Annotated in this window: 23 protein-coding genes; 22 read left to right on the forward strand and 1 reads right to left on the reverse strand. The window is 70.4% G+C overall.

Annotated features, from left to right (window positions below):
- From rho to KV557_RS19130, 20 genes are all read left to right on the forward strand, one after another.
- On the forward strand, positions 1 to 1,684 hold a 1,684-nt coding region (gene rho / locus KV557_RS19035; RefSeq protein ID WP_218201827.1), incomplete at its 5' end, for a transcription termination factor Rho.
- Positions 1,685 to 1,857: 173 nt separating this feature from the next.
- Complete coding sequence (locus tag KV557_RS19040; protein WP_218201828.1) at positions 1,858 to 2,994, forward strand: LCP family protein; 1,137 nt, start codon at positions 1,858 to 1,860, stop codon at positions 2,992 to 2,994.
- Between the two features lie 175 nt (positions 2,995 to 3,169).
- Positions 3,170 to 3,391, forward strand: a complete 222-nt coding sequence (gene rpmE, locus KV557_RS19045; RefSeq protein ID WP_030057539.1) for a 50S ribosomal protein L31 — start codon at positions 3,170 to 3,172, stop codon at positions 3,389 to 3,391.
- A gap of 156 nt (positions 3,392 to 3,547) precedes the next feature.
- Entirely contained in the window at positions 3,548 to 4,624 is a 1,077-nt protein-coding gene (prfA, locus tag KV557_RS19050; RefSeq protein ID WP_218201829.1) for a peptide chain release factor 1, read from the forward strand.
- Between the two features lie 62 nt (positions 4,625 to 4,686).
- Positions 4,687 to 5,553, forward strand: a complete 867-nt coding sequence (gene prmC / locus KV557_RS19055; protein WP_218201830.1) for a peptide chain release factor N(5)-glutamine methyltransferase — start codon at positions 4,687 to 4,689, stop codon at positions 5,551 to 5,553.
- Positions 5,554 to 5,712: 159 nt separating this feature from the next.
- Complete coding sequence (locus KV557_RS19060; protein ID WP_218201831.1) at positions 5,713 to 6,360, forward strand: L-threonylcarbamoyladenylate synthase; 648 nt, start codon at positions 5,713 to 5,715, stop codon at positions 6,358 to 6,360.
- Positions 6,361 to 6,392: 32 nt separating this feature from the next.
- Positions 6,393 to 7,034 (forward strand): arsenate reductase/protein-tyrosine-phosphatase family protein, encoded by a 642-nt coding sequence (locus tag KV557_RS19065; protein ID WP_218202023.1) that lies wholly within the window; start codon positions 6,393 to 6,395, stop codon positions 7,032 to 7,034.
- Positions 7,035 to 7,144: 110 nt separating this feature from the next.
- On the forward strand, positions 7,145 to 8,425 hold the full coding sequence (gene glyA / locus KV557_RS19070) for a serine hydroxymethyltransferase (RefSeq protein ID WP_218201832.1): 1,281 nt from the start codon (positions 7,145 to 7,147) through the stop codon (positions 8,423 to 8,425).
- 277 nt (positions 8,426 to 8,702) lie between these two features.
- Positions 8,703 to 9,980, forward strand: a complete 1,278-nt coding sequence (locus KV557_RS19075) for an MraY family glycosyltransferase (protein ID WP_218201833.1) — start codon at positions 8,703 to 8,705, stop codon at positions 9,978 to 9,980.
- Positions 9,981 to 10,289: 309 nt separating this feature from the next.
- Positions 10,290 to 10,733: a hypothetical protein gene (locus KV557_RS19080; RefSeq protein ID WP_218201834.1), complete on the forward strand. Its 444-nt coding sequence runs from the start codon at positions 10,290 to 10,292 to the stop codon at positions 10,731 to 10,733.
- A 285-nt stretch (positions 10,734 to 11,018) separates the two neighbouring features.
- Positions 11,019 to 11,825: a F0F1 ATP synthase subunit A gene (gene atpB / locus KV557_RS19085; protein ID WP_218201835.1), complete on the forward strand. Its 807-nt coding sequence runs from the start codon at positions 11,019 to 11,021 to the stop codon at positions 11,823 to 11,825.
- A gap of 91 nt (positions 11,826 to 11,916) precedes the next feature.
- Positions 11,917 to 12,153 carry an ATP synthase F0 subunit C gene (gene atpE, locus KV557_RS19090; protein WP_153462626.1) on the forward strand — a complete coding sequence of 79 codons (237 nt, stop codon included), beginning with the start codon at positions 11,917 to 11,919 and terminating at the stop codon, positions 12,151 to 12,153.
- Between the two features lie 34 nt (positions 12,154 to 12,187).
- Complete coding sequence (locus KV557_RS19095) at positions 12,188 to 12,745, forward strand: F0F1 ATP synthase subunit B (RefSeq protein WP_218201836.1); 558 nt, start codon at positions 12,188 to 12,190, stop codon at positions 12,743 to 12,745.
- Entirely contained in the window at positions 12,742 to 13,557 is an 816-nt protein-coding gene (locus tag KV557_RS19100) for a F0F1 ATP synthase subunit delta (protein WP_218201837.1), read from the forward strand. Before KV557_RS19095 ends, KV557_RS19100 begins: the two co-directional genes overlap by 4 nt.
- 156 nt (positions 13,558 to 13,713) lie before the next feature.
- Entirely contained in the window at positions 13,714 to 15,288 is a 1,575-nt protein-coding gene (gene atpA / locus KV557_RS19105) for a F0F1 ATP synthase subunit alpha (protein ID WP_218201838.1), read from the forward strand.
- Between the two features lie 32 nt (positions 15,289 to 15,320).
- Positions 15,321 to 16,235, forward strand: coding sequence for a F0F1 ATP synthase subunit gamma (locus tag KV557_RS19110; protein WP_218201840.1), 915 nt, complete (start codon positions 15,321 to 15,323; stop codon positions 16,233 to 16,235).
- A gap of 2 nt (positions 16,236 to 16,237) precedes the next feature.
- On the forward strand, positions 16,238 to 17,683 hold the full coding sequence (gene atpD, locus KV557_RS19115; protein ID WP_218201841.1) for a F0F1 ATP synthase subunit beta: 1,446 nt from the start codon (positions 16,238 to 16,240) through the stop codon (positions 17,681 to 17,683).
- A 184-nt stretch (positions 17,684 to 17,867) separates the two neighbouring features.
- Positions 17,868 to 18,251 carry a F0F1 ATP synthase subunit epsilon gene (locus tag KV557_RS19120; RefSeq protein ID WP_218201844.1) on the forward strand — a complete coding sequence of 128 codons (384 nt, stop codon included), beginning with the start codon at positions 17,868 to 17,870 and terminating at the stop codon, positions 18,249 to 18,251.
- Between the two features lie 148 nt (positions 18,252 to 18,399).
- Positions 18,400 to 18,900: a DUF2550 domain-containing protein gene (locus KV557_RS19125; RefSeq protein ID WP_218201846.1), complete on the forward strand. Its 501-nt coding sequence runs from the start codon at positions 18,400 to 18,402 to the stop codon at positions 18,898 to 18,900.
- Positions 18,901 to 18,969: 69 nt separating this feature from the next.
- Positions 18,970 to 19,542 (forward strand): cob(I)yrinic acid a,c-diamide adenosyltransferase, encoded by a 573-nt coding sequence (locus KV557_RS19130; RefSeq protein ID WP_218201848.1) that lies wholly within the window; start codon positions 18,970 to 18,972, stop codon positions 19,540 to 19,542.
- Here the strand turns inward: KV557_RS19130 and KV557_RS19135 are convergent.
- Positions 19,539 to 20,132: a hypothetical protein gene (locus KV557_RS19135; RefSeq protein ID WP_218201850.1), complete on the reverse strand. Its 594-nt coding sequence runs from the start codon at positions 20,130 to 20,132 to the stop codon at positions 19,539 to 19,541. The two genes, KV557_RS19130 and KV557_RS19135, sit on opposite strands and share 4 nt — an antisense overlap.
- Positions 20,133 to 20,280: 148 nt before the next feature.
- Between KV557_RS19135 and KV557_RS19140 the strand changes: the two genes are divergently transcribed.
- On the forward strand, positions 20,281 to 21,492 hold the full coding sequence (locus KV557_RS19140) for a sensor histidine kinase (protein WP_218201852.1): 1,212 nt from the start codon (positions 20,281 to 20,283) through the stop codon (positions 21,490 to 21,492).
- Entirely contained in the window at positions 21,489 to 22,139 is a 651-nt protein-coding gene (locus KV557_RS19145; RefSeq protein WP_218201854.1) for a response regulator, read from the forward strand. Before KV557_RS19140 ends, KV557_RS19145 begins: the two co-directional genes overlap by 4 nt.
- The last annotated feature ends 28 nt before the right edge of the window (positions 22,140 to 22,167 follow it).

Here is a 22,167-nt window from a genome sequence, read left to right on the forward strand (position 1 = left end):
CCGCCGCCGCGCCACCTCGGCCGCCGGCGCCCCGACCGCCGAGGCCGCTGCCCCGGCCGCCGCCGAGCCCGCCGCCGTCGTCGTGGCCGAGGCCAAGCAGGCGGAGGCCCGCCCGGCCGAGACCCGCGCCTTCGAGGGCCGCGAGGAGGGCCGCACCGACTCGCGCCGCGACCGCCGGGACCGTCGTGACCGCCGCGAGGCGGGGGAGCGCCCCGAGCGCCAGGAGGGCGGCGAGGCCCAGGCCGGCCAGGACGGCGAGACCCGCGAGTCGCGCCGCGACCGCCGCAACCGCCGTGACCGGGCCGACCGTACCGACCGCCAGGCCCCGCAGGGCGGCCAGCAGCAGGCTGCCCAGGGCGACGGCCAGCAGGCCCGCCAGGGTGGCGGCCAGCAGCAGGCGCAGCCGCAGGCCCAGCAGGGCGGTTACGAGGACGACGAGTTCGGCGACGGCCGCCGTGGCCGCCGCGGCCGCTACCGCGACCGCCGGGGCCGTGGCCGCCGCGAGGGCTTCGAGCCGGCCGGCACCGTCGAGCCGCAGATCGGCGAGGACGACGTCCTGATCCCGGTCGCGGGCATCCTCGACATCCTCGACAACTACGCGTTCGTGCGCACCTCCGGCTACCTGCCGGGCCAGAACGACGTCTACGTCTCGCTCGCCCAGGTCCGCAAGAACGGCCTGCGCAAGGGTGACGCCATCACCGGTGCGGTGCGCCAGCCGCGCGAGGGCGAGCGCCGCGAGAAGTTCAACGCCATGGTGCGGCTGGACTCCGTCAACGGCATGGACCCGGACAGCGGCCGCGGCCGCCCCGAGTTCAACAAGCTGACCCCGCTGTACCCGCAGGATCGGCTGCGCCTGGAGAGCGACCCGGGTGTGCTGACCACCCGGATCATCGACCTGGTGTCGCCGATCGGCAAGGGCCAGCGCGGTCTGATCGTCGCGCCGCCGAAGACCGGTAAGACGATGGTGCTGCAGGCGGTCGCCAACGCGATCACCCACAACAACCCCGAGTGCCACCTGATGGTCGTCCTCGTCGACGAGCGTCCGGAAGAGGTCACCGACATGCAGCGGTCGGTGAAGGGCGAGGTCATCTCCTCGACCTTCGACCGCCCGGCGGAGGACCACACCACCGTCGCCGAGCTGGCCATCGAGCGCGCCAAGCGCCTGGTCGAGCTGGGCCACGACGTGGTGATCCTGCTGGACTCGATCACCCGCCTCGGCCGCGCCTACAACCTGGCGGCGCCGGCCTCCGGCCGCATCCTGTCCGGTGGTGTCGACTCGACCGCGCTGTACCCGCCGAAGAAGTTCTTCGGTGCCGCGCGCAACATCGAGAACGGCGGCTCGCTGACCATCCTGGCCACCGCGCTGGTCGAGACCGGCTCGCGCATGGACGAGGTGATCTTCGAGGAGTTCAAGGGCACCGGCAACATGGAGCTCAAGCTCGACCGGAAGCTCTCGGACAAGCGCATCTTCCCGGCCGTCGACGTGGACGCCTCCAGCACCCGCAAGGAGGAGATCCTGCTCGGCAGCGAGGAGTTGGGGATCGTCTGGAAGCTGCGCCGGGTGCTGCACGCGCTCGACTCGCAGCAGGCGATCGAGCTCCTGCTGGACAAGATGAAGCAGACCAAGAGCAACGCCGAGTTCCTGATGCAGATCGCCAAGACGACCCCCGGGTCCGGCGACTGACCGTAACGGGACGCCCTCGGCGTACTGAACGGCACCGAACAGCACGGAACCCCGGACCGCGCGAGCGGTCCGGGGTTCCGTGCTGTCCGGACGCGTTTGCCCGGACGCGTTTGTTCCAGAGTTGCGACATCTCAACCCCTTTGGATCATCTTGTCCGATTTACTCTGGTGCGTATGGCCGAGCACAAGAGGGTCCCGACCAGCCGCCGCAAGGTTCTGCGGGTAGCCGCCTGCGCGTTCGCCGCGCTCGTCGTCCTGGGCGCCGGAGTCGCCGTCTACGCGTACGTCAAGCTCAACGGCAACATCAAGAGCGTCGACATCAACGCCCGCCTGGGCGACGCCCGGCCGCCGGCCGCCACCAACGGCTCGTTCAACATCCTCGTCCTGGGCTCGGATTCGCGGGCCGGCGCGAACGGCGACCTGGCCGGCGGGGACACCGGCGACAGCGCCCGCTCCGACACCGCGATGGTGGTGCACGTCAACCAGGACCACTCGCACGCCGAGATCGTCTCGATCCCGCGCGACACCCTGGTCAACCGGCCCGACTGCACCGACGCGAACGGCAAGCCCGCGCCGGGCGCCAAGCGCGCGATGTACAACAGCGCCTTCGAGACCGGCGGCGCGGCCTGCGCGGTCAAGACCACCGAGCAGCTGACCGGTCTGCGGATGGACCACTTCGTCCAGGTCGACTTCGCCGGCTTCGCCCGGGTCGTGGACGCGATAGGCGGGGCCACCGTGACCACCACGGTGGCCATCCACGACAAGGACAGCGGGCTCGACCTCCCGGCCGGCGAGCACCACCTGGACGGCACGCAGGCGCTCGCCTTCGTCCGCACCCGGCACGGCGTCGGCGACGGCAGCGACCTCGGCCGGATCGAGCTGCAGAAGCAGATGGTGAAGTCGCTGCTCCAGCAGGCCGGCGGGATGGGCCTGTTCTCCAATCCGGTCAAGCTGTGGTCGATCGGCGACACCGTGACGAAGAGCATCACCACCGACTCGGCGCTCGGTTCGGTGAGCGCGCTGGTCGGGCTGGTCCAGGAGCTCAAGGGGATCGGGCCGGACCAGCTCGGCATGGTGACCCTGCCGGTGGTCACCGCCCCCAGCGACCCCAACCGCGTGGTCGAGCAGCAGCCGCAGGCGGACCAGGTCTGGGCGGCGCTCAAGGCCGACCACGCGATCCCGCAGGCCGTCGTCGCGGCCCAGCCCCAGAACCCCGCCCAGGCGTCCCCCACGGCCACCCCGACGGCCACCCCGACGGCCACCCCCACGGCCACCCCGACGGCCGTCCCTACGGCCGCCGCGAAGCGCTAGTCCGCGGGGCGCCCGCCGGCGGTCCGGGGGCGGTCCGGGGGCGCCCGGAATATCCCGGAACACGACCCGGTTTGGGAAGATGCGGCCGGTCCTGGCAGACTGGTCCGTCGGTCCCGGTTCACGTGCGGCACTCCAGCCGCCGACCCGGTGCCCTCCCGAACACTAGGAGAACCCCTTGAAGCCCAACGTTCACCCCGAGTACGTGGTCACCCGTGTGACCTGCACCTGCGGCGCCGAGTTCACGACCCGCTCGACCGAGACCAGCGGCGAGATCCGCGCCGAGGTCTGCTCGCAGTGCCACCCGTTCTACACCGGCAAGCAGAAGATCCTCGACACCGGTGGCCGCGTGGCCCGCTTCGAGGCCCGCTTCGGCAAGCAGCACAGCGCGAAGGCCTAGCGCTCCCTCGGCGCCGGTTCCCGGTGCCCCCGTACTCGTTCCGGGGGCGCTGGGGGCCGGCGCCGTTCGCGTCCCCCGGCGTTTGCGCGCTCTCGTCCACCGGTTCGCACCACCGACCGGTACCCCAACGGTTCTCACGGGAAGAAGGCCCACTCCATGTTCGAGGCAGTCGAAGAGCTCCTGGTCGAGCACGCCGACCTCGAGAAGAGGCTGGCCGACCCGTCCGTCCACGCCGACCAGGCCAACGCCCGCAAGCTGGCCAAGCGGTACGCCGAGCTGACCCCGATCACCCGGGTCTACCGGGAGTGGCGGCAGGCCGGCGAGGACATCGAGGCCGCACGTGAACTCGCCGCCGAGGAACCGGAGTTCCTCGCCGAGGTGAAGGACTCCGAGCGCCGCCGCGAGGAGCTGACGGAGGAGCTGCGCCTGCTGCTCGTCCCGCGCGACCCGAGCGACGAGAAGGACGTCATCCTGGAGATCAAGGCGGGCGAGGGCGGCGAGGAGTCCGCGCTGTTCGCCGGCGACCTGCTCCGGATGTACCTGCGCTTCGCCGAGCGGATCGGCTGGAAGACCGAGATCATCGACTTCAACGAGTCGGACCTCGGCGGCTACAAGGACGTCTCCGTCGCCGTGAAGACCAAGGGCAACAGCGAGCCCGGCCAGGGCGTCTGGGCCCGCCTGAAGTACGAGGGCGGCGTGCACCGCGTGCAGCGTGTCCCCGCCACCGAGTCCCAGGGCCGCATCCACACCTCCGCGGCGGGCGTGCTGGTCACCCCCGAGGCGGAGGAGGTCGAGGTCGAGATCCTCGCCAACGACCTGCGGATCGACGTCTACCGCTCCTCCGGCCCCGGCGGCCAGTCGGTCAACACCACCGACTCCGCTGTCCGGATCACCCACCTGCCGACCGGTATCGTGGCGTCCTGCCAGAACGAGAAGAGCCAGCTGCAGAACAAGGAGCAGGCGATGCGCATCCTGCGTTCGCGGCTGCTCGCCGCCGCGCAGGAGGAGGCCGAGCGGGAGGCGTCGGACGCCCGCCGCAGCCAGGTCCGCACGGTGGACCGCTCCGAGCGGATCCGGACGTACAACTACCCCGAGAACCGCATCTCGGACCACCGCACGGGCTTCAAGTCGTACAACCTGGACCAGGTCCTGGACGGCGACCTGAACGCGGTGATCCAGTCCTGCGTCGACGCGGACGCGACGGCCAAGCTCGCCGCGGCCCAACAGAACTGAGACCGGCGCCCCAGCACCGGTACAACCCCGCAGCCGGAGCGCAGAAACAAGAGGTCGTACGGATGAACCTGCTGCTCGCCGAGGTGGCCCAGGCCACCCAGCGGTTGGCCGCGGCCGGCGTGCCGTCGCCGCGTTTCGACGCGGAGGAACTCGCCGCCTACGTCCACAACGTCAAGCGCAGCCAGCTGCACACGGTGAAGGACGCCGACTTCGACGCCCGCTACTGGGAGGCCGTCTCCCGCCGCGAGGCGCGCGAACCGCTCCAGCACATCACCGGGCGGGCGTTCTTCCGCTACCTGGAGCTGGAGGTCGGCCCCGGGGTGTTCGTGCCCCGGCCGGAGACCGAGACGGTGGTCGAGTGGGCCATAGACGCCGTCCGCGACATGGACGTGGCCGAGCCGCTGGTCGTCGACCTCTGCTCCGGCTCCGGCGCCATCGCGCTCGCGCTCGCCCAGGAACTGCCGCGCTCGACCGTGCACGCCTTCGAGCTCGACGAGGGCGCGCTGGAGTACACCCGGCGCAACATCGCCGCCAGCCCGGACCGGGCCCGGGTCACCCTGCACGCCGGCGACGCCACCAAGGCCTTCGCCGACGACCGCTCCTGGGACGGCCGCTTCGACCTGGTGATCTCCAACCCGCCGTACATCCCGCTCACCGAGTGGGAGTACGTCGCGCCGGAGGCCCGCGACCACGACCCGCAGATGTCGCTGTTCTCCGGCGAGGACGGGCTGGACACCATCCGCGGCATCGAGCGGGTGGCTGCCCGGCTGCTGCGCCCGGGCGGCGCGGTGGTGATCGAGCACGCCGACCAGCAGGGCGGGCAGGTGCCGTGGATCTTCAACGAGGAACGCGGTTGGACGGACACCGCCGACCACCGCGATCTGAACAACCGGCCGCGCTTCACAACAGCCCGAAGGGCGTCGTTGTGAACAATCGAGCACAGCACAACAGCCCGAAGGGCTGCGCTGTGAACAATCGAGCGCAGTACGACCGCCCGGAGGGCGTCGTTGTGACCGGTCAGCGCAGCATCACGGCGGGCAAGGCCGCGCTGTGAACGTCATGAGCCATTCCGGAAGGGGACCGCACCGATGAGCCGCCGCTACGACTGTGCCGACGCCGGGGACCGCGCCACCGGCCTGCGCGAGGCCGCCTCGGCCATCCGCCGCGGCGAACTCGTCGTGCTGCCCACCGACACCCTGTACGGCGTCGGCGCGGACGCCTTCTCGCCCGAGGCCGTGGCCGCCCTGCTGGCCGCCAAGGGCCGCGGCCGCGACATGCCCTCGCCGGTCCTGGTCGGCTCGCCGACCACCCTGCACGGGCTGGTCACCGACTTCTCCGAGCAGGCCTGGGAGCTGGTCGACGCGTTCTGGCCCGGCGGGCTCACCCTGGTCGCCCGGCACCAGCCCTCGCTGCGCTGGGACCTCGGCGAGACCCGCGGCACCGTCGCGGTCCGGATGCCGCTGCACCCGGTCGCCATCGAGCTGCTGAACGCCACCGGCCCGCTCGCCGTCTCCAGCGCCAACAAGACCGGCGGCCCGTCCCCGGCCACCTGCGACGAGGCGCAGGCGCAGCTCGGCGACGCCATCTCGGTCTACCTGGACGGCGGACAGGCCGACCACGCGACCGCCTCGTCCATCGTCGACGTCACGGGCAAGGTCCCGGTCCTGCTGCGGGCCGGCGCGATCAGCGTCGAGCAGCTGAGGGAGGTCGTCCCCGACCTGGAGGCCGGCAGTTGACGCCCACCGCCTCGCTCCATGCCGGGCCCGGCATAGCGCCGTACCTGAGCGTGGGCCCCAGGCCGCTGGACCACTTCCGGATCCTGTTCGTCTGCACCGGCAACATCTGCCGCTCGCCGATCGCCGAGCGGCTGACCCGGCGTGAGCTGGACACCCGGCTCAGCCCCCGGGTGGCCGGACGGATCCTGGTGGAGAGCGCCGGCACCTGGGGCCACGAGGGCGCGCCGATGGAGGACCACGCCGCGACCGTGCTCAACGAGTACGGCGCCGACAGCGGCGGCTTCGCCGGCCGGGAACTGCTCGACGAGCACGTGGTCGAGGCCGACCTGGTGCTCACCGCGACCCTGGACCACCGCGCCCAGGTGATCTCGATGGGCCACGAGGCGGGGCTGCGCACCTTCACGCTGAAGGAGTTCACCCGCCTGGTGCGGACGATAGACCCGGGCACGCTGCCCGACCCGCGCCGCGGCGCGGACGTCACCGAGCGTGCCCGTGCGCTGGTCCGGTCGGCCGCCGCGCTGCGCGGCTGGCTGCTCGCCGCCACCCCGGAGTCCGACGAGGTCGATGACCCGTACGGCGCGCCAATCGGCATGTTCCGCAACTGCGGCGAGGAGATATTCCACGCGGTCGACCCCGTCGTCACCGCGCTCACCGGGGTACCCGCGCACGTTTAGGCATGTCCCTGCGCGCCCGCCCGGGTGCACCGGCCCCGCGTCGGCGAGCCGCCCGCGGGGCCCGGTCCTACGCTGGAGGAATCGACCCCGAAGCGCCCGGGAGCCCCGCCATGACCGTCACCGATGCCGCGACCGGCCCTACCGCGACGAGGGGGCGCCCCTGGGCGTCCGAGGCGTTGCACCGGGCGGATCCGCAGCTCGCCGACCTGCTCGCCGCGGAGGCCGAGCGGCGGGCCGAGACGATCCAGCTGCTGGCGGGGGAGAACCTGACCAGCCCGGCCGTTCTGGCGGCCCTGAGCGGCCCGCTGATCGACAAGTACGCCGAGGGCTACCCCGGACGCCGCCATCACACCGGTTGCGCCCTCGCGGACGCCGCCGAGCTGCTGGCGATCGACCGGGCCCGCGAGCTGTTCATCGCCCCGCACGCCAACGTCCAGCCCCGGTCGGCCACTTCGGCGATGCTGGCGGCGTACGCGGCGCTGCTGCGGCCCGGCGACGGCGTGCTGGCGATGTCGCTGGAGCACGGCGGCCACCTCAGTTGCGGCTCGCGGGCGAACTTCTCCGGCCGCTGGTTCGCCTTCACCGGCTACGGCGTGCGCGAGGGCGACGGCCTGATCGACCTCGACCAGGTGCGCGAACTGGCCCGGCTGCACCGCCCGAAGGCCATCGTCGCGGGCTCCATCTCCTACCCCCGGCACCCGGACTGGGCCGCCTTCCGGGAGATTGCCGACGAGGTGGACGCGTACCTGATCGCCTCCGCCGCGCAGACGACCGGCCTGATCGCGGCCGGTGCGGCGCCCTCCCCGGTGCCGTATGCCGACGTCACCGTGATGGCCACCCACAAGCTGCTGCGCGGCCCGCGCGGCGGCCTGCTGCTGTCCACTGCCGAGCTGGCCGAGCGGATCGACCGGGCGGTGTTCCCGTTCAGCCAGGGCGGGGCGGCGATGAACGAGGTGGCCGGCAAGGCCGTCGCGCTGGCGGAGGCGGCGACGCCCGCCTACCGGGCGTACGCGCTGCGGACAGTCGCCGGGGCGCGGACGCTCGCCGAGGGGCTCGCGCAGGCCGGAATGCGCCCGCTGACCGGCGGTACCGACACCCACCTGGTGACGGCGGACGTGAGCCCGCTCGGCGTCACCGGCGCCGAGGCCGAGCGGCGCTGCGCGGTGGCCGGGCTGCTGCTCGGCAAGTGCGCGCTGCCGTACGACCCGGCGCCGCCGTCCGAGGCCTCCGGGATCCGGCTCGGCACCGGTACGGTGACCACGCAGGGGATGGGGGAGCCGGAGCTGGCGGAGATCGCCGGACTGGTCGGACGGCTGCTCGCCGGGGGCGCGGTGGCGGAGGTCGGCGAGCGGGTCCGGGAGCTGGCCCTTGCCTTCGCGGACCGCGGATGAGTGAGCGAAGCATGGGGGTCCCCCCGGCCGAAGGCTGGGGGAGAATCATCGAAAGGTGCGGGTGGGCGAATGCCCCTGCCGAGCGCAGCGAGGCGGGCGCATGAGCCGGGAAGCGTCACGGGCATCCGGATCTCCTACCCGGTAGGGCGAACCGCGATGCGCGCCCCGGGCGTCCGACTCAATAAGGTGTGTGCCGTGGCCACGCACCTCGAACCCCGGACAGACGCGGGAGTACCTTCGGTACCTTCCCGTTGGACAGTGATGCAGGAGGCCAGTGGTGCGTGAGTATCTGCTGGTGCTGTTCTGCACCGCGGCCGTCACCTACCTGCTGACCGGCCCGGTCCGGAAGTTCGCGATCGCGGCCGGCGCCATGCCGCCGGTCCGGGCCCGTGACGTGCACCGCGAGCCCACGCCGCGGCTCGGCGGCATCGCCATGTTCGGCGGGCTGTGCGCGGGCATCCTGGTCGCCTCGCAGCTGGACAACCTGAGCAAGGTGTTCAGCCAGGGCACCGACATCCGCGCGCTGCTCTCCGGCGCCGGGATCATGTGGCTGCTCGGCGTGCTCGACGACAAGTGGGGCGTGGACGCCCTGGTGAAGCTCGGCGGCCAGATGATCGCCGCCGGTGTGATGGTCTGGCAGGGCGTCACGGTGATCACCCTGCCGGTGCCGGGCGTCGGCACGGTCGCCGTCAGCCCCACCCAGGGCATGGTCATCTCGGTCACCCTGGTCGTCGTCATGGTCAACGCGGTGAACTTCATCGACGGCCTGGACGGCCTGGCCGGCGGCATGGTCTGCATCGCCGCGATGGCCTTCTTCCTGTACTCGTACCGGCTCTGGTACGGCTACACGATCACCGACGCGGCGCCCGCCGTGCTGTTCAGCGTGCTGCTGATCGGCATGTGCCTGGGCTTCCTGGCGCACAACATGCACCCTGCGCGGATCTTCATGGGTGACTCCGGCTCGATGATGCTGGGCCTGATGCTGGCCGTCGCCGCGATCTCCATCACCGGGCGCGTCGACCCCGACCTGATCACCAGCGAGACCGGTTCGCAGACCGCGACCGTGCACGCCTTGGTGCCGATCTACATCCCGCTGCTGCTGCCGCTGACGGTCATCGCGCTGCCGCTGGCGGACCTGCTGCTCGCCGTCGTCCGCCGCACCTGGGCCGGCCAGTCGCCGTTCGCCGCGGACAAGCGGCACCTGCACCACCGGCTCCTGCAGGTCGGCCACTCGCACAGCCGGGCCGTGCTGATCATGTACTTCTGGGCCGCTTTGATCGCCTTCGGCACGGTGGCCTTCTCGATCACCAACACCGGCCGCACGGTGGTGCTGACGCTGGCCGGGCTCTGCCTGGTCGGTCTGGTGGTGCTGCTGACCCCGCGGTTCCGGCCGCGCGCCCCGCGGGCGGTGCAGTCCTTCGTCCCGCCGCGGTACCGCCGGCAGCCCTCGGCGCCGATGGCTGAACTGTCGGCGAAGGACAAGCAACTTCTCGGTGAAGCCGGCCGGGGCTCCTCCGCGCTCGACGACCACCGTCGCGCCACCGGCCGCCGCTAGCAGGGCACTTGACGGTGCTTGACGGTACGTCAGATCTGTTCACTCGTTCGGAGGCACTGTTGGGCCGTCAGTGTGACAGGCACCACACATTCATGGTAAAGCTCTCATCAAATAGTTTGTGATACCGTTCACGAGTACCGAGAACACGCCGAAAGACCTGACAGGTGGAGGACTTCCGTCCCCGGTCGGTCTCCCTCGACGGGCCCGCCGCTCCAGCGGGCGGCCCGGCGGCGGCTGCTCGGTCCGGTGTCACCACCATGCTTTGCGACCCGTCCCCCGCCACATCGACATGCCGCCGGAGCTGCCGACATGCCGTCCAACGACGCCCGGATCCTCCGAGGCGCCGCGATTCCCACTGCGGTCGCCGGGATCCTCGCCATGGCGATCTCGTTCGCCGTCGCCGGTGGGAAGGGGCTGCTCGGCGCCCTCTTCGGCGCACTGCTGGTGATGGCCTTCTTCAGCTTCGGCCAGGTCGCGCTCGACCGGCTGACCAGGTCGAACCCGCACATCATGATGGCCGCGGCGCTGCTCGTGTACACCACGCAGATCCTGCTGGTCGGCATCGTCCTCGCGGTCTTCAAGAACACCGAGCTCTTCAACCGGCAGGCGTTCGCCTTCACCTTGCTCGGCTGCGCACTGATCTGGACGGGCTTCCAGGTGCGCGGCGCGCTCAAGGCGAAGACCTTCTACGTCGACCCCGACGCCTCCGAAAACAAGGACGACAAGCCCTCCGACTCGGGGCGTCAACAGTGACGAGGCCCAACTGTCCCCCCAACGAGGGGGGCGGTGTTTATGCCGCACTGACGGGCTGCTATCGTCCGTCGCAACAACGGAGTACGGGAAGAGGCCAGGTCTGTCCGGACATTGGACGGATCGCCCCCCGGATCCGCGCAGTCTTCGATGATCCCGCCGTGGTGCAGCGCACTGCCGGGCGGGGTCGGCGAGAAACCCATCAAGTTCCAGTGCCGCTCCGTGGCCGCAGGCCGCGCCGACACACCGAGGTTGCCGTAACCATGCGTCACGACGAAGGAGTCCGTGGTGAGTGCTGAACTCCCCCTCGCCAGCAGTTGCCACTTCGGGGACGCTGGCTGCGGCTTCCCGGCGCCGGGTCTGAACGAATTCTCGTTCAAGCCGATCTTCACGATCGGCGGCGTCGACTTCAACAAGCCGATGCTGCTGTCGATGATCGTCGCCGTGCTGGTGGTCGTCTTCTTCTGGGCCGCCTTCGCCAAGCCGCGCCTGGTCCCCGGCAAGCTGCAGCTCGTCGGTGAGATCGGCTACGACTTCGTCAAGCGCTCCATCGTGATGGAGACGATCGGCAAGAAGGGCGAGAAGTACGTCCCGATGCTGGTCTCGATGTTCTTCTTCATCTGGTTGATGAACATCATGTCGATCATCCCGTTCGCCCAGTTCCCGGTGACGGCCGCGATCGCGTTCCCGGCCGGCCTCGCGGCGGTCGTGTGGATCGTCTACATGACGCTGACCTTCAAGAAGCACGGCTTCGTCGGCGGTCTGAAGAACCTCTGCTGGCCCTCGGGCATCCCCGGCTGGGTCATGTTCATCCTGGTGCCGATCGAGTTCTTCTCGAACATCTTCGTGCGCCCCTTCACGCTCGCGGTCCGAGCCTTCGCGAACATGTTCGCCGGCCACCTGCTGATCGTGATGTTCTCCATCGCCTCCTGGTACCTGCTCAGCCCGACCCTGGGCGCGCTCTACGGCTCGGCCTCGTTCATCGTCGCCGTCGCGCTGACCGCCTTCGAGCTGCTGGTCCAGTTCCTGCAGGCCTACATCTTCGTGATGCTGGCCAGCAGCTACATCGCCGGTGCCCTCGAAGAGTCGCACTGAGCCCGGGGCCTCGGCCCTCCCTGAACCAACCTCCCGGACCGCCCGGTGGCCAATCACCACCGGATCACCACCCCTGCAAAGGACAACGTCAATGAGCATGCTCGCTGAGGGCAACGTCTACGGTTCCGTCGCCTCCATCGGCTACGGCCTCGCCGCCATCGGCCCCGGCATCGGCGTCGGTCTCATCTTCGGTAACGGTGTCCAGGCCATGGCCCGTCAGCCCGAGGCCGCCGGTCTCATCCGCTCCAACATGTTCATCGGCTTCGCGCTGACCGAGGCGCTCGCCCTCATCGGCATCGTCATGCCGTTCGTCTTCGGCAACAAGTAATCCTGCCGCAGACCCTTTCGAGGAAGGTCCAGATATGAGCATCGCGGTTACGCTCGCGGCCGAGGAGAAGATGAACCCTCTCCTCCCCGCGTGGCCCGAGATCATCATCGGCCTGCTCTGCTTCTTCATCGTCTTCGGTCTCCTCGGCAAGAAGCTCCTCCCCAGCATCGAGAAGGTGCTGTCGGAGCGTCGGGACGCCATCGAGGGCGGCATGGAGCGCGCCGAGGCCGCTCAGGCGGAGGCCCAGGCCCTGCTTGAGCAGTACCGCGCCGAGCTCGCCGAGGCGCGTCACGAGGCTGCTCGCATCGTCGAGCAGGCTCGCGAGCAGGGTGCCGCCCAGCTCGCGGAGATGCGCGAGGAGGGCCAGCGTCAGCGCGAGGCCATCGTCGCGGCCGGTCACGCCCAGATCGACGCCGACAAGAAGCAGGCGACTGCCGCCCTGCGCCAGGACGTGGGTTCGCTGGCCTCCCAGCTGGCCTCCCGCATCGTGGGTGAGTCCCTTGAGGACCACGCCCGGCAGAGCGGCGTGATCGACCGCTTCCTGGACGAGCTGGAGGCCAAGGCCGCCGTTGCTCAGGGTGCGGCCAAGTGATCGGCGCCAGCCGCGAGGCCCTCGCCGCCGGGCGGCAGAACCTGGAGAGCCTGACCGACTCCACCTCGGTGGACGCGGCCAAGCTCGCCGAGGAGCTCACCGCCGTCACGGTCCTGCTGGACCGTGAGGTGTCGCTGCGCCGTGTCCTCACCGACCCGTCCCGGTCGGGCCAGGACAAGGCCCAGCTGGTCTCCTCGCTGCTGACCGGTCAGGTCTCCGGCGAGACCGCCGACCTGGTGTCCGGCCTGGTCCGCTCCCGCTGGTCGGGCTCGCGCGACCTGGTCGACGCGACCGAGGAACTCGCCGCGTACGCCGAGGTCATCGGCGCGGACAAGACCGGTGCGCTGGACGACGTCGAGGACGAGCTGTTCCGGTTCGGCCGGGTGGTGAGCGGCTCGCACGAGCTGCGCGCCGCGCTGACCGAGCCGAAGGCCGGCGCCGCCGCCAAGGCGGAGCTGATCAGGAAGCTGCTCGGCGGCCGCGCCCACGCGGGCACCGTCCGCCTGGTCACGGCCCTCGTCAACGCCCCGCGTGGCCGTAGCCTGGAGCAGGGCCTGGAGTCCTACTCGAAGCTCGCCGCCGCGCGTCGTGGCCGCGTGGTGGCCCTGGTCACCACCGCGGTGCTGCTGTCGGACACCCAGAAGGAGCGCCTGTCCGGTGCTCTGGGCCGGATGTACGGCCGCCAGGTCCACCTGAACATCGACATCGACCCCGAGGTCGTCGGCGGTGTCCGGGTGCAGATCGGCGACGAGGTCATCGAAGGCACCGTGTCGAGCCGCCTCGAAGGCGCTCGCCAGACGCTCGAAGGCTGAGCACCGAAGCAGCACATCCGACCCTCGGTCGGGAAACCGGCTCCCCCAAGAGCCGGCAAATCGTACGGCCGGTTCGGCAGACCCGGCCGAGAGTCGAATACTTGCGGCCCTCAATGGCGGGCCGAGGATCGCAAACTAGGAGAGCAGGGAAGCCTGATGGCGGAGCTTACGATCCGTCCGGAGGAGATCCGGGACGCGCTGGCCGACTTTGTCCAGTCGTACCAGCCGGACGCCGCCTCTGTGGAAGAGGTCGGCAAGGTCACTGACGCAGCGGACGGCATCGCGCATGTCGAGGGCCTGCCCTCGGTCATGGCGAACGAGCTGCTGAAGTTCGAGGACGGCACGCTCGGCCTCGCGCTGAACCTCGACACCCGCGAGATCGGTGTCGTCATCCTCGGCGAGTTCGGCGGCATCGAGGAGGGTCAGACGGTGCGCCGCACCGGCGAGGTCCTCTCGGTTCCGGTCGGCGACGGCTACCTCGGCCGCGTCGTGGACCCGCTGGGCAACCCGATCGACGGCCTGGGCGACATCGCCGCCACCGGCCGCCGCGCCCTGGAGCTGCAGGCCCCCGGCGTCATGGCCCGCAAGTCGGTCAAGCAGCCGCTGCAGACCGGCATCAAGGCCATCGACGCCATGACCCCGATCGGCCGTGGCCAGCGTCAGCTGATCATCGGTGACCGCCAGACCGGCAAGACCGCGGTGGCCGTCGACACGATCATCAACCAGCGCGACAACTGGCGCTCGGGCGACCCGGAGAAGCAGGTCCGCTGCATCTACGTCGCCGTGGGTCAGAAGGGCTCCACCATCGCGTCCGTCCGCGGCGCCCTGGAGGAGGCCGGCGCGCTGGAGTACACCACCATCGTGGCCGCTCCCGCCTCCGACCCGGCCGGCTTCAAGTACCTCGCCCCGTACACCGGTTCGGCCATCGGCCAGGAGTGGATGTACGACGGCAAGCACGTCCTGATCGTCTTCGACGACCTGTCGAAGCAGGCCGAGGCCTACCGCTCCGTCTCCCTGCTGCTGCGCCGCCCGCCGGGCCGCGAGGCCTACCCGGGTGACGTCTTCTACCTGCACTCCCGCCTGCTGGAGCGCTGCGCGAAGCTGAACGACGCCCTGGGCGGCGGCTCGATGACCGGTCTGCCGATCATCGAGACCAAGGCCAACGACGTCTCGGCGTACATCCCGACCAACGTCATCTCCATCACCGACGGCCAGTGCTTCCTGGAGTCCGACCTGTTCAACGCCGGCATCCGCCCGGCCGTGAACGTCGGTATCTCGGTCTCCCGCGTCGGTGGCTCGGCCCAGATCAAGGCCATGAAGTCGGTCGCCGGCCGCCTGCGCCTGGACCTCGCCCAGTACCGCGAGCTGGAGGCGTTCGCCGCCTTCGGTTCCGACCTGGACGCGGCCTCCAAGGCCCAGCTGGAGCGCGGTGCGCGCATGGTCGAGCTGCTGAAGCAGGGTCAGTACCAGCCGTTCCCGGTCGAGGAGCAGGTCGTCTCCATCTGGGCCGGCACCACCGGCAAGCTGGACGACATCCCGGTCGCCGAGATCCGCCGCTTCGAGCGCGAGTTCCTCGACCACCTGCGTCTGCAGCACAAGAACCTGCTGGCCGGCATCGTCGAGACCAGCAAGCTGGAGGACGGCACCATCGACGCGCTGACCGGCGCGATCGACGCCTTCAAGCAGGGTTACCAGACCGCCGACGGCAAGCTGCTCTCCGAGCAGGCCTGAGTCCGGTAGCGAGGGAAAGGACGTAACGACCCATGGGAGCACAGCTTCGGGTCTACAAGCGCCGGATCCGCTCTGTCACCGCGACGAAGAAGATCACCAAGGCGATGGAGATGATCTCCGCGGCGCGCATCGTCAAGGCGCAGCGCGCGGTGGCCGCCTCCACTCCGTACGCCGATGAGCTCACCCGGGCGGTGACGGCGGTGGCCACCCGGTCCAACGCCAAGCACCCGCTCACCACTGAGAACCCGAACGCCACCCGTGCCGCGATCCTGCTGGTGGCGGCGGACCGCGGTCTGGCCGGCGGTTACTCGACCAACGCCATCAAGGCCGCGCTGTCGCTCTCCGAGCGCCTGCGCGCCGAGGGCAAGGACGTGGTGACCTACATCGTCGGTCGGAAGGGTGTCTCGTACTACACCTTCCGCAACCTGGCGGTGGGGAACTCGTGGACGGGCTTCTCGGACAAGCCGACCTACGGCGACGCGAAGATGGTGGCGGCCGACCTGATCGAGGCCTTCACGGCCGAGACCGGCGGCGTGGACGAACTCCACCTGATCTCGACCGAGTTCGTGTCGATGCTGACGCAGAACGCGGTGGAGGCCCGGCTGCTGCCGCTGAAGCTGGACGACGTCCAGCTCAGTGACCAGACGCCGGCCAAGACGGAGATCTTCCCGCTGTACGACTTCGAGCCGTCGGCGGAGGGCGTGCTGGACGCGCTGCTGCCGCGGTACGTCGAGAGTCGGATCTACAACGCGCTGCTGCAGTCGGCCGCCTCCGAGCACGCCGCCCGCCGTCGTGCGATGAAGAGCGCGACGGACAATGCCGGCGAGCTCATCAAGTCGCTCACGCGGCTTGCCAACTCGGCCCGTCAGGCCGAGATCACCCAGGAAATCAGCGAGATCGTCGGCGGCGCCAACGCCCTCGCCGACGCTAGCCGCGGGAGCGAATGAGAATGACCACCACTGTTGAGCCGACCACGGCGACGGGCCGCGTCGCGCGGGTCATCGGCCCGGTCGTCGACGTGGAGTTCCCCGTCGACGCTATTCCGAACATGTTCAACGCCCTGCACGTCGAGGTGGACAACCCCGACGGCTCGGGCCGCAAGACCCTGACCCTTGAGGTCGCCCAGCACCTGGGCGACGGCATGGTCCGCGGCATCTCGATGCAGCCGACCGACGGTCTGGTCCGTGGCACCCAGGTCAGCGACACCGGTGCCGCCATCTCGGTGCCGGTCGGCCAGATCACCAAGGGCAAGGTGTTCAACGCCCTCGGTGACGTGCTGAACGTCGACCAGAAGGAGTTCGACCAGCAGGTCGAGGTCCGCTGGCCGATCCACCGCAAGGCCCCGGAGTTCAAGGACCTCGAGTCCAAGACCGAGATGTTCGAGACCGGCATCAAGGTCATCGACCTCCTCACCCCGTACGTGCAGGGTGGCAAGATCGGTCTGTTCGGTGGTGCCGGTGTCGGCAAGACCGTTCTGATCCAGGAGATGATCTACCGCGTCGCCGAGAACTTCGGTGGTGTCTCGGTGTTCGCCGGCGTCGGCGAGCGCACCCGTGAGGGCAACGACCTCATCGACGAGATGGTGGACTCGGGCGTTCTGGACAAGACCGCGCTGGTCTTCGGCCAGATGGACGAACCGCCGGGCACCCGTCTGCGCGTCGCGCTCTCCGCGCTGACCATGGCGGAGTACTTCCGCGACGTCGAGAAGCAGGACGTGCTCCTCTTCATCGACAACATCTTCCGGTTCACCCAGGCCGGTTCCGAGGTGTCGACCCTGCTCGGCCGGATGCCCTCCGCGGTGGGTTACCAGCCGAACCTGGCCGACGAGATGGGCCTCCTGCAGGAGCGCATCACCTCGACCCGCGGTCACTCGATCACCTCGATGCAGGCGATCTACGTCCCCGCGGACGACCTGACCGACCCGGCGCCGGCCACCACCTTCGCCCACCTGGACGCGACCACCGTTCTGTCGCGTCCGATCTCGGAGAAGGGTATCTACCCGGCCGTCGACCCGCTGGACTCCACGTCCCGCATCCTCGACCCGCGGTACATCGCGCAGACCCACTACGACACGGCCGTCCGTATCAAGGGGATCCTGCAGAAGTACAAGGACCTCCAGGACATCATCGCGATCCTCGGTATCGACGAGCTGTCCGAAGAGGACAAGATCACGGTGCACCGTGCTCGCCGCATCGAGCGCTTCCTCTCGCAGAACACCTACGTGGCGAAGCAGTTCACCGGTGTCGAGGGCTCGACCGTGCCGCTGTCGGAGACCATCGAGGCCTTCAACTCGATCGCGGACGGCAAGTACGACGCCATCCCGGAGCAGGCCTTCTTCATGTGCGGTGGCATCGAGGACCTGGAGAAGAACGCCGCCGAGCTGGCGAAGAAGTAATCGCGGCCGGTAGCAGCTGAGTGAGCGTGAGGGGTGGGCCCCAGCCCTGGGACCCACCCCTCACGTCGCATCGGCTGTGATTCCGGTCAAATCCGTGCCGCCGGTTTCATGCCGGAGGCGCGGGGCCGTTATTCTTACCGAAACTCCCGAGTAATCGGGGGTTGCATGAGCCTAGGAGCCCACGTTGGCTGAGCTGCACGTCGAGCTGGTCGCAGCCGACCGCAAGGTGTGGTCCGGTGCGGCCACCATCGTCGTCGCCCGTACGGCCTCCGGTGACACCGGCATCATGCCGGGTCACACCCCGGTGCTGAGTGTGCTGGAGACCGGCCCGGTCACCATCCGCACGGTGGACGGCGGCACCGTGATCGCCGCGGTGCACGGCGGCTTTATCTCCTTCGCCGACAACAAGCTGTCTCTGCTCGCGGAGATCGCCGAGCTGGCGGACGAGATCGATGTCGCGCGTGCCGAGCGCGCACTGGAGCAGGCCAAGGCGGACCTGGACGCGCACGCCGAGCGGCGCGCCGAGGTGCGTCTGTTCGCGGCGCGCGGCCTCAAGGCCCACGCCTGAGTGTGCCGGACCCTGGCTTAGCGGGGTCGAGCGACGGTCCCGGGGACGCGTGAGCGTGACCCCGGGACTGTCGTCTCAGTTGGTAGGTCAACGCGGTCGCTTGATACGACCGATACGGGGAACGCGGGTAGCGAGGAGGTCGGTGAGCATGGTCCTCGCCCTTGTGGTGTGCGCGGCGGTCGTGGCGCTGGGAGTGATCGGCCTGGTGGCGTTCGCGGTCCGCCGGCGCCTCATCCAGCGGGTCGGCGGCACCTTCGACTGCAGCTACCGGCTCAAAATGCCCGCCGACGCCTCGACGCAGCCCGACCTCGACGAGAACGGCAAACCCACCTCGGCCCCGGTCCCCCAGACCGACGGCAAGGGGTGGGTTTTTGGTATCGGCCGCTACAGCGGTGACTCGATCGAGTGGTTCCGGGTCTTCTCGTACGCCCCGCGCCCCCGCAAGGTGCTGCCGCGCCGGGAGATCGAGGTGCTCGGCCGGCGCTACCCGGAGGGCCAGGAGGAGCTGGCGCTGCTCTCCGGCTCGGTGGTGCTGCGCTGCCTGCACAACGGCGCGCCGCTGGAGCTGGCGATGAGCGAGGACGCGCTCACCGGGTTCCTCGCCTGGCTGGAGGCGGCGCCGCCCGGGCAGAGGGTCAACGTCGCGTAGGAGCAACGGCGCGCAGGGCCAACGGCGACTGGGGTTAACGTCGCTTAACCTGCCCGCTAGTCTGGCCGCATGGTCAATCTGACGCGCATCTACACCCGCACCGGTGACGACGGCACCACCGCTCTCGGCGACATGAGCCGGACCACCAAGACCGACCCGCGGCTGATGGCGTACGCCGACGCCAACGAGGCGAACGCGGCGATCGGGGTGGCCCTGGCGGTCGGCGCGCTGCCCGAGGACGTGGCGGCCGTGCTCACCCGGGTCCAGAACGACCTGTTCGACGTCGGCGCCGACCTGTCCACGCCCGTGGTCGAGGACCCGAAGTACCCGCCGCTGCGGGTGCTCCAGTCCTACATCGACCGGCTGGAGGGGGACTGCGACCACTACCTGGCGCAGGTGGAGAAGCTGCGCAGCTTCATCCTGCCCGGCGGCACGCCCGGTGCGGCCCACCTGCACCTGGCCTGCACGGTGGTGCGGCGGGCCGAGCGCTCGACCTGGGCGGCGATCGCCGAGTACGGGGACTCCGTCAACCCGCTGACCGCGAAGTACCTCAACCGGCTGTCCGACCTGCTGTTCATCCTGGCCCGGGTGGCCAACAAGGAGCGCGGCGACGTGCTCTGGGTGCCGGGGGAGAACCGCTAGGAGACCTTCTCCGGGTCCTTCTGCTCGACCACCCGGCCGTCCACCACGGTGACGCCGGCCGGCGGCTCCTTGGGCCAGATCGAGAAGCAGCCGGCCACGACCACGTTGACGACGGCCGCGATGCCGAGCTTCCAGTACCACTGGGCGAAGGTGCCGAAGTGGGCGGCGCCCGCGGAGAGCGGCACCAGCAGGGTGATCAGGGGCAGGGTGATCGCGGCCGAGACGACGGTGCGGCCCGCGACCTGCCATTCGTACCTGGTCCGCTCCGGGCCGTACTTGGGGGAGGGCAACGGCTTGGGGCCGCCGGCGAAGCGGTGCAGGAAGTGCCGGTCGGCCCAGGCGACCAGGGACGGGCCGTAGCCGACCGAGAAGCCGGCGTAGCTCGCGGCGAGGGCGTGCATCCAGCCCGCCTCGGCGCCGCCCCGCAGGTTCAGCACGGTGAGGGCGTACAGCGCGAGGTCCACCACCGGGAGGCCGACCAGCAGCGCGGTGCTGGTCCGGCGCCACCGCAGCAGGTAGCGGGCGGAGAGGCCGAGGCCGAGCAGGATCCACCAGGAGATCTCGGCGGCGACGATGAGGGTGACGATCACGTTCTGCTCCCGGACGGTCGGCGGTGCTTCCAGCCTCGTGCGCGGGCGCGCCGGTGTCGTCGTCGTGCGGTGCCGTCCGGGGCTGCATCTTTCGATGTAGCGGGCCTCGTCCCCGGTCCGGAGCCCGCTGCCCGACCGGGGTGATGTGATGGGTCCCGTGCGCAGACCGACCCTCTCCCCGCGGCAGCTGGACCGAGCGATCGCCCTCAGCGGGGTGCTCGGCGGCTCCGTGCTGATCGCCTTCCGGGTTTACGACAACTCCTCGAACGTGCCGCCGTGGGCCGTCCTGCCGCCGATGCTGGTGATGGCGACGCTGGAACTGTTCCGGCGCACCCGGCCGATCGTGACGGTGACCGTCGGCGGGCTGGTCTTCGTGGCGAGCATCTTCTCCGGCGCGGTGCTGGCCACCACGATCATGTACACCGATCTGCTGTACGCCGCGGTGATCTACGGCAGCCCGCGGATGTCGCGGATCCTGCACCTGACCGGCGCCGCCTCGGTGCTGGGGCTGAGCACGCTGGTGCTGATCGCCGGGGACGCCCCGTCGGCGCTGGCGGTGGTGGTGATCACCGCGCTGGTGTTCCTGGCCCCGGTCTGGACCGGCGACATCGTGCGTAAGCACCGGAAGGAAGCCGAGACCGAGCGGCTGCGCGCCGAACAGACCGCGCTGCTCTCGGAGATGGACCGGCGCGAGGCCATCGTCGCCGAACGGGCGAGGATGGCACGGGAGTTGCACGACGTGGTGGCCAACCACCTGTCGGCGATCGCGATCCACGCCACCGGCGCGCAGTCCGTCGCCCGGCGGCAGCTGCGGGCCGAGGACGACCCGCTGGTGGAGGTGCTGGCGGTGATCCGGGAGAACAGCGTCCAGGGTTTGGCCGAAATGCGTCGCATGATCGGACTGCTCCGGGACAGCGGCGGGGGAGAGGCCGACGAGTCGTACGCGGCGCCCGACCTCGCCGCGGTGGACGCCCTGCTGGCCAAGGCCCGGGCGGCCGGTCGGGACGTCGGGCTGGACTTCGAACTCACCGAGCTGGGCGAGCGCGGCGAGGTGCCGGTGCCGGTCGGGCTGGCCGCCTACCGGATCGTGCAGGAGTCGCTGACCAACGTGCTCAAGCACGCCGGTCCCGGGCTGGTGACGCTGCGGCTGGACTTCGGGCCCGAGGAGCTGCGGATCGCCGTCGACAGCCCGTACCGGGGCGAGGCGGGCCGCGAACTGCCCGGCGCGCGGGCCGGACTGGTGGGCATGTCGGAACGGACCGGGCTGCTCGGCGGCAGCTTCGAGGCCGGGCCGCTGAACGGGAACTGGAGCGTGCGCGCGGTGCTGCCGCGCACGCAGGGGAGTGAGGGACGGGCATGACGATCCGGGTGCTGGTGGCCGAGGACCAGGCGGCGGTACGGGCGGCGCTGGTGATGATCCTGCGGGCCGAGCCGGACGTCGAGGTGGTCGGGCAGGCCGCCGACGGCGAGGAGGCCGTCCGGTTGGCGCTGGAGCTGCGGCCGGACGTGGTGCTGATGGACGTCCAGATGCCGCGGCTGGACGGCGTCTCGGCGACCCGCGAGGTGGTGGCCGCGGGTGCCGCCCAGGTGCTCGTGCTGACCACCTTCGACCTGGACGAGTACGTCTACGGCGCGCTGCGGGCCGGCGCGGCCGGGTTCCTGCTCAAGGACCTGGAGGCGGACGCCCTGGTCGAGGGCATCCGGACGGTGGCGCGCGGCGACGGCATGCTGGCGCCCTCGGTGACCAGGCGGCTGATCGGCACCTTCGCCCGGCCGGAGCGGAGGGTCGGACCGGAGGCCCGCGCGGCGGTGGCGGGCCTGACCGGGCGCGAGCGGGAGGTGCTGGCCTGCCTCGGGGCCGGGATGTCCAACGGGGAGATCGCGGCCCGGCTGGAGATGGCGGAGGCGACCACCAAGACCCACGTCAGCCGGATCCTGGCGAAGCTGCGACTGCGCAGCCGGGTGCAGGCGGCGATCCTGGCCCAGGACCTCGGTCTGACCATCTGACGAGCATCATGGGCAACTGACCAGGTCG

Origin of the sequence: Kitasatospora aureofaciens (assembly GCF_019192735.1) — a bacterium.
GTDB lineage: Bacteria > Actinomycetota > Actinomycetes > Streptomycetales > Streptomycetaceae > Kitasatospora > Kitasatospora aureofaciens_A.

Bases quoted from the DNA above. Each gene is read 5' to 3' on its own strand.
- KV557_RS19110 (WP_218201840.1), top strand. From the start codon at position 15,321: ATGGGAGCACAGCTTCGGGTCTACAAGCGCCGGATCCGCTCTGTCACC.
- KV557_RS19040 (WP_218201828.1), top strand. From the start codon at position 1,858: ATGGCCGAGCACAAGAGGGTCCCGACCAGCCGCCGCAAGGTTCTGCGG.
- KV557_RS19080 (WP_218201834.1), top strand. From the start codon at position 10,290: ATGCCGTCCAACGACGCCCGGATCCTCCGAGGCGCCGCGATTCCCACT.
- prfA (WP_218201829.1), top strand. From the start codon at position 3,548: ATGTTCGAGGCAGTCGAAGAGCTCCTGGTCGAGCACGCCGACCTCGAG.
- KV557_RS19060 (WP_218201831.1), top strand. From the start codon at position 5,713: ATGAGCCGCCGCTACGACTGTGCCGACGCCGGGGACCGCGCCACCGGC.
- KV557_RS19140 (WP_218201852.1), top strand. From the start codon at position 20,281: ATGGGTCCCGTGCGCAGACCGACCCTCTCCCCGCGGCAGCTGGACCGA.
- glyA (WP_218201832.1), top strand. From the start codon at position 7,145: ATGACCGTCACCGATGCCGCGACCGGCCCTACCGCGACGAGGGGGCGC.
- atpE (WP_153462626.1), top strand. From the start codon at position 11,917: ATGAGCATGCTCGCTGAGGGCAACGTCTACGGTTCCGTCGCCTCCATC.
- atpA (WP_218201838.1), top strand. From the start codon at position 13,714: ATGGCGGAGCTTACGATCCGTCCGGAGGAGATCCGGGACGCGCTGGCC.
- KV557_RS19145 (WP_218201854.1), top strand. From the start codon at position 21,489: ATGACGATCCGGGTGCTGGTGGCCGAGGACCAGGCGGCGGTACGGGCG.
- KV557_RS19125 (WP_218201846.1), top strand. From the start codon at position 18,400: ATGGTCCTCGCCCTTGTGGTGTGCGCGGCGGTCGTGGCGCTGGGAGTG.
- prmC (WP_218201830.1), top strand. From the start codon at position 4,687: ATGAACCTGCTGCTCGCCGAGGTGGCCCAGGCCACCCAGCGGTTGGCC.
- KV557_RS19095 (WP_218201836.1), top strand. From the start codon at position 12,188: ATGAGCATCGCGGTTACGCTCGCGGCCGAGGAGAAGATGAACCCTCTC.
- atpD (WP_218201841.1), top strand. From the start codon at position 16,238: ATGACCACCACTGTTGAGCCGACCACGGCGACGGGCCGCGTCGCGCGG.
- KV557_RS19130 (WP_218201848.1), top strand. From the start codon at position 18,970: ATGGTCAATCTGACGCGCATCTACACCCGCACCGGTGACGACGGCACC.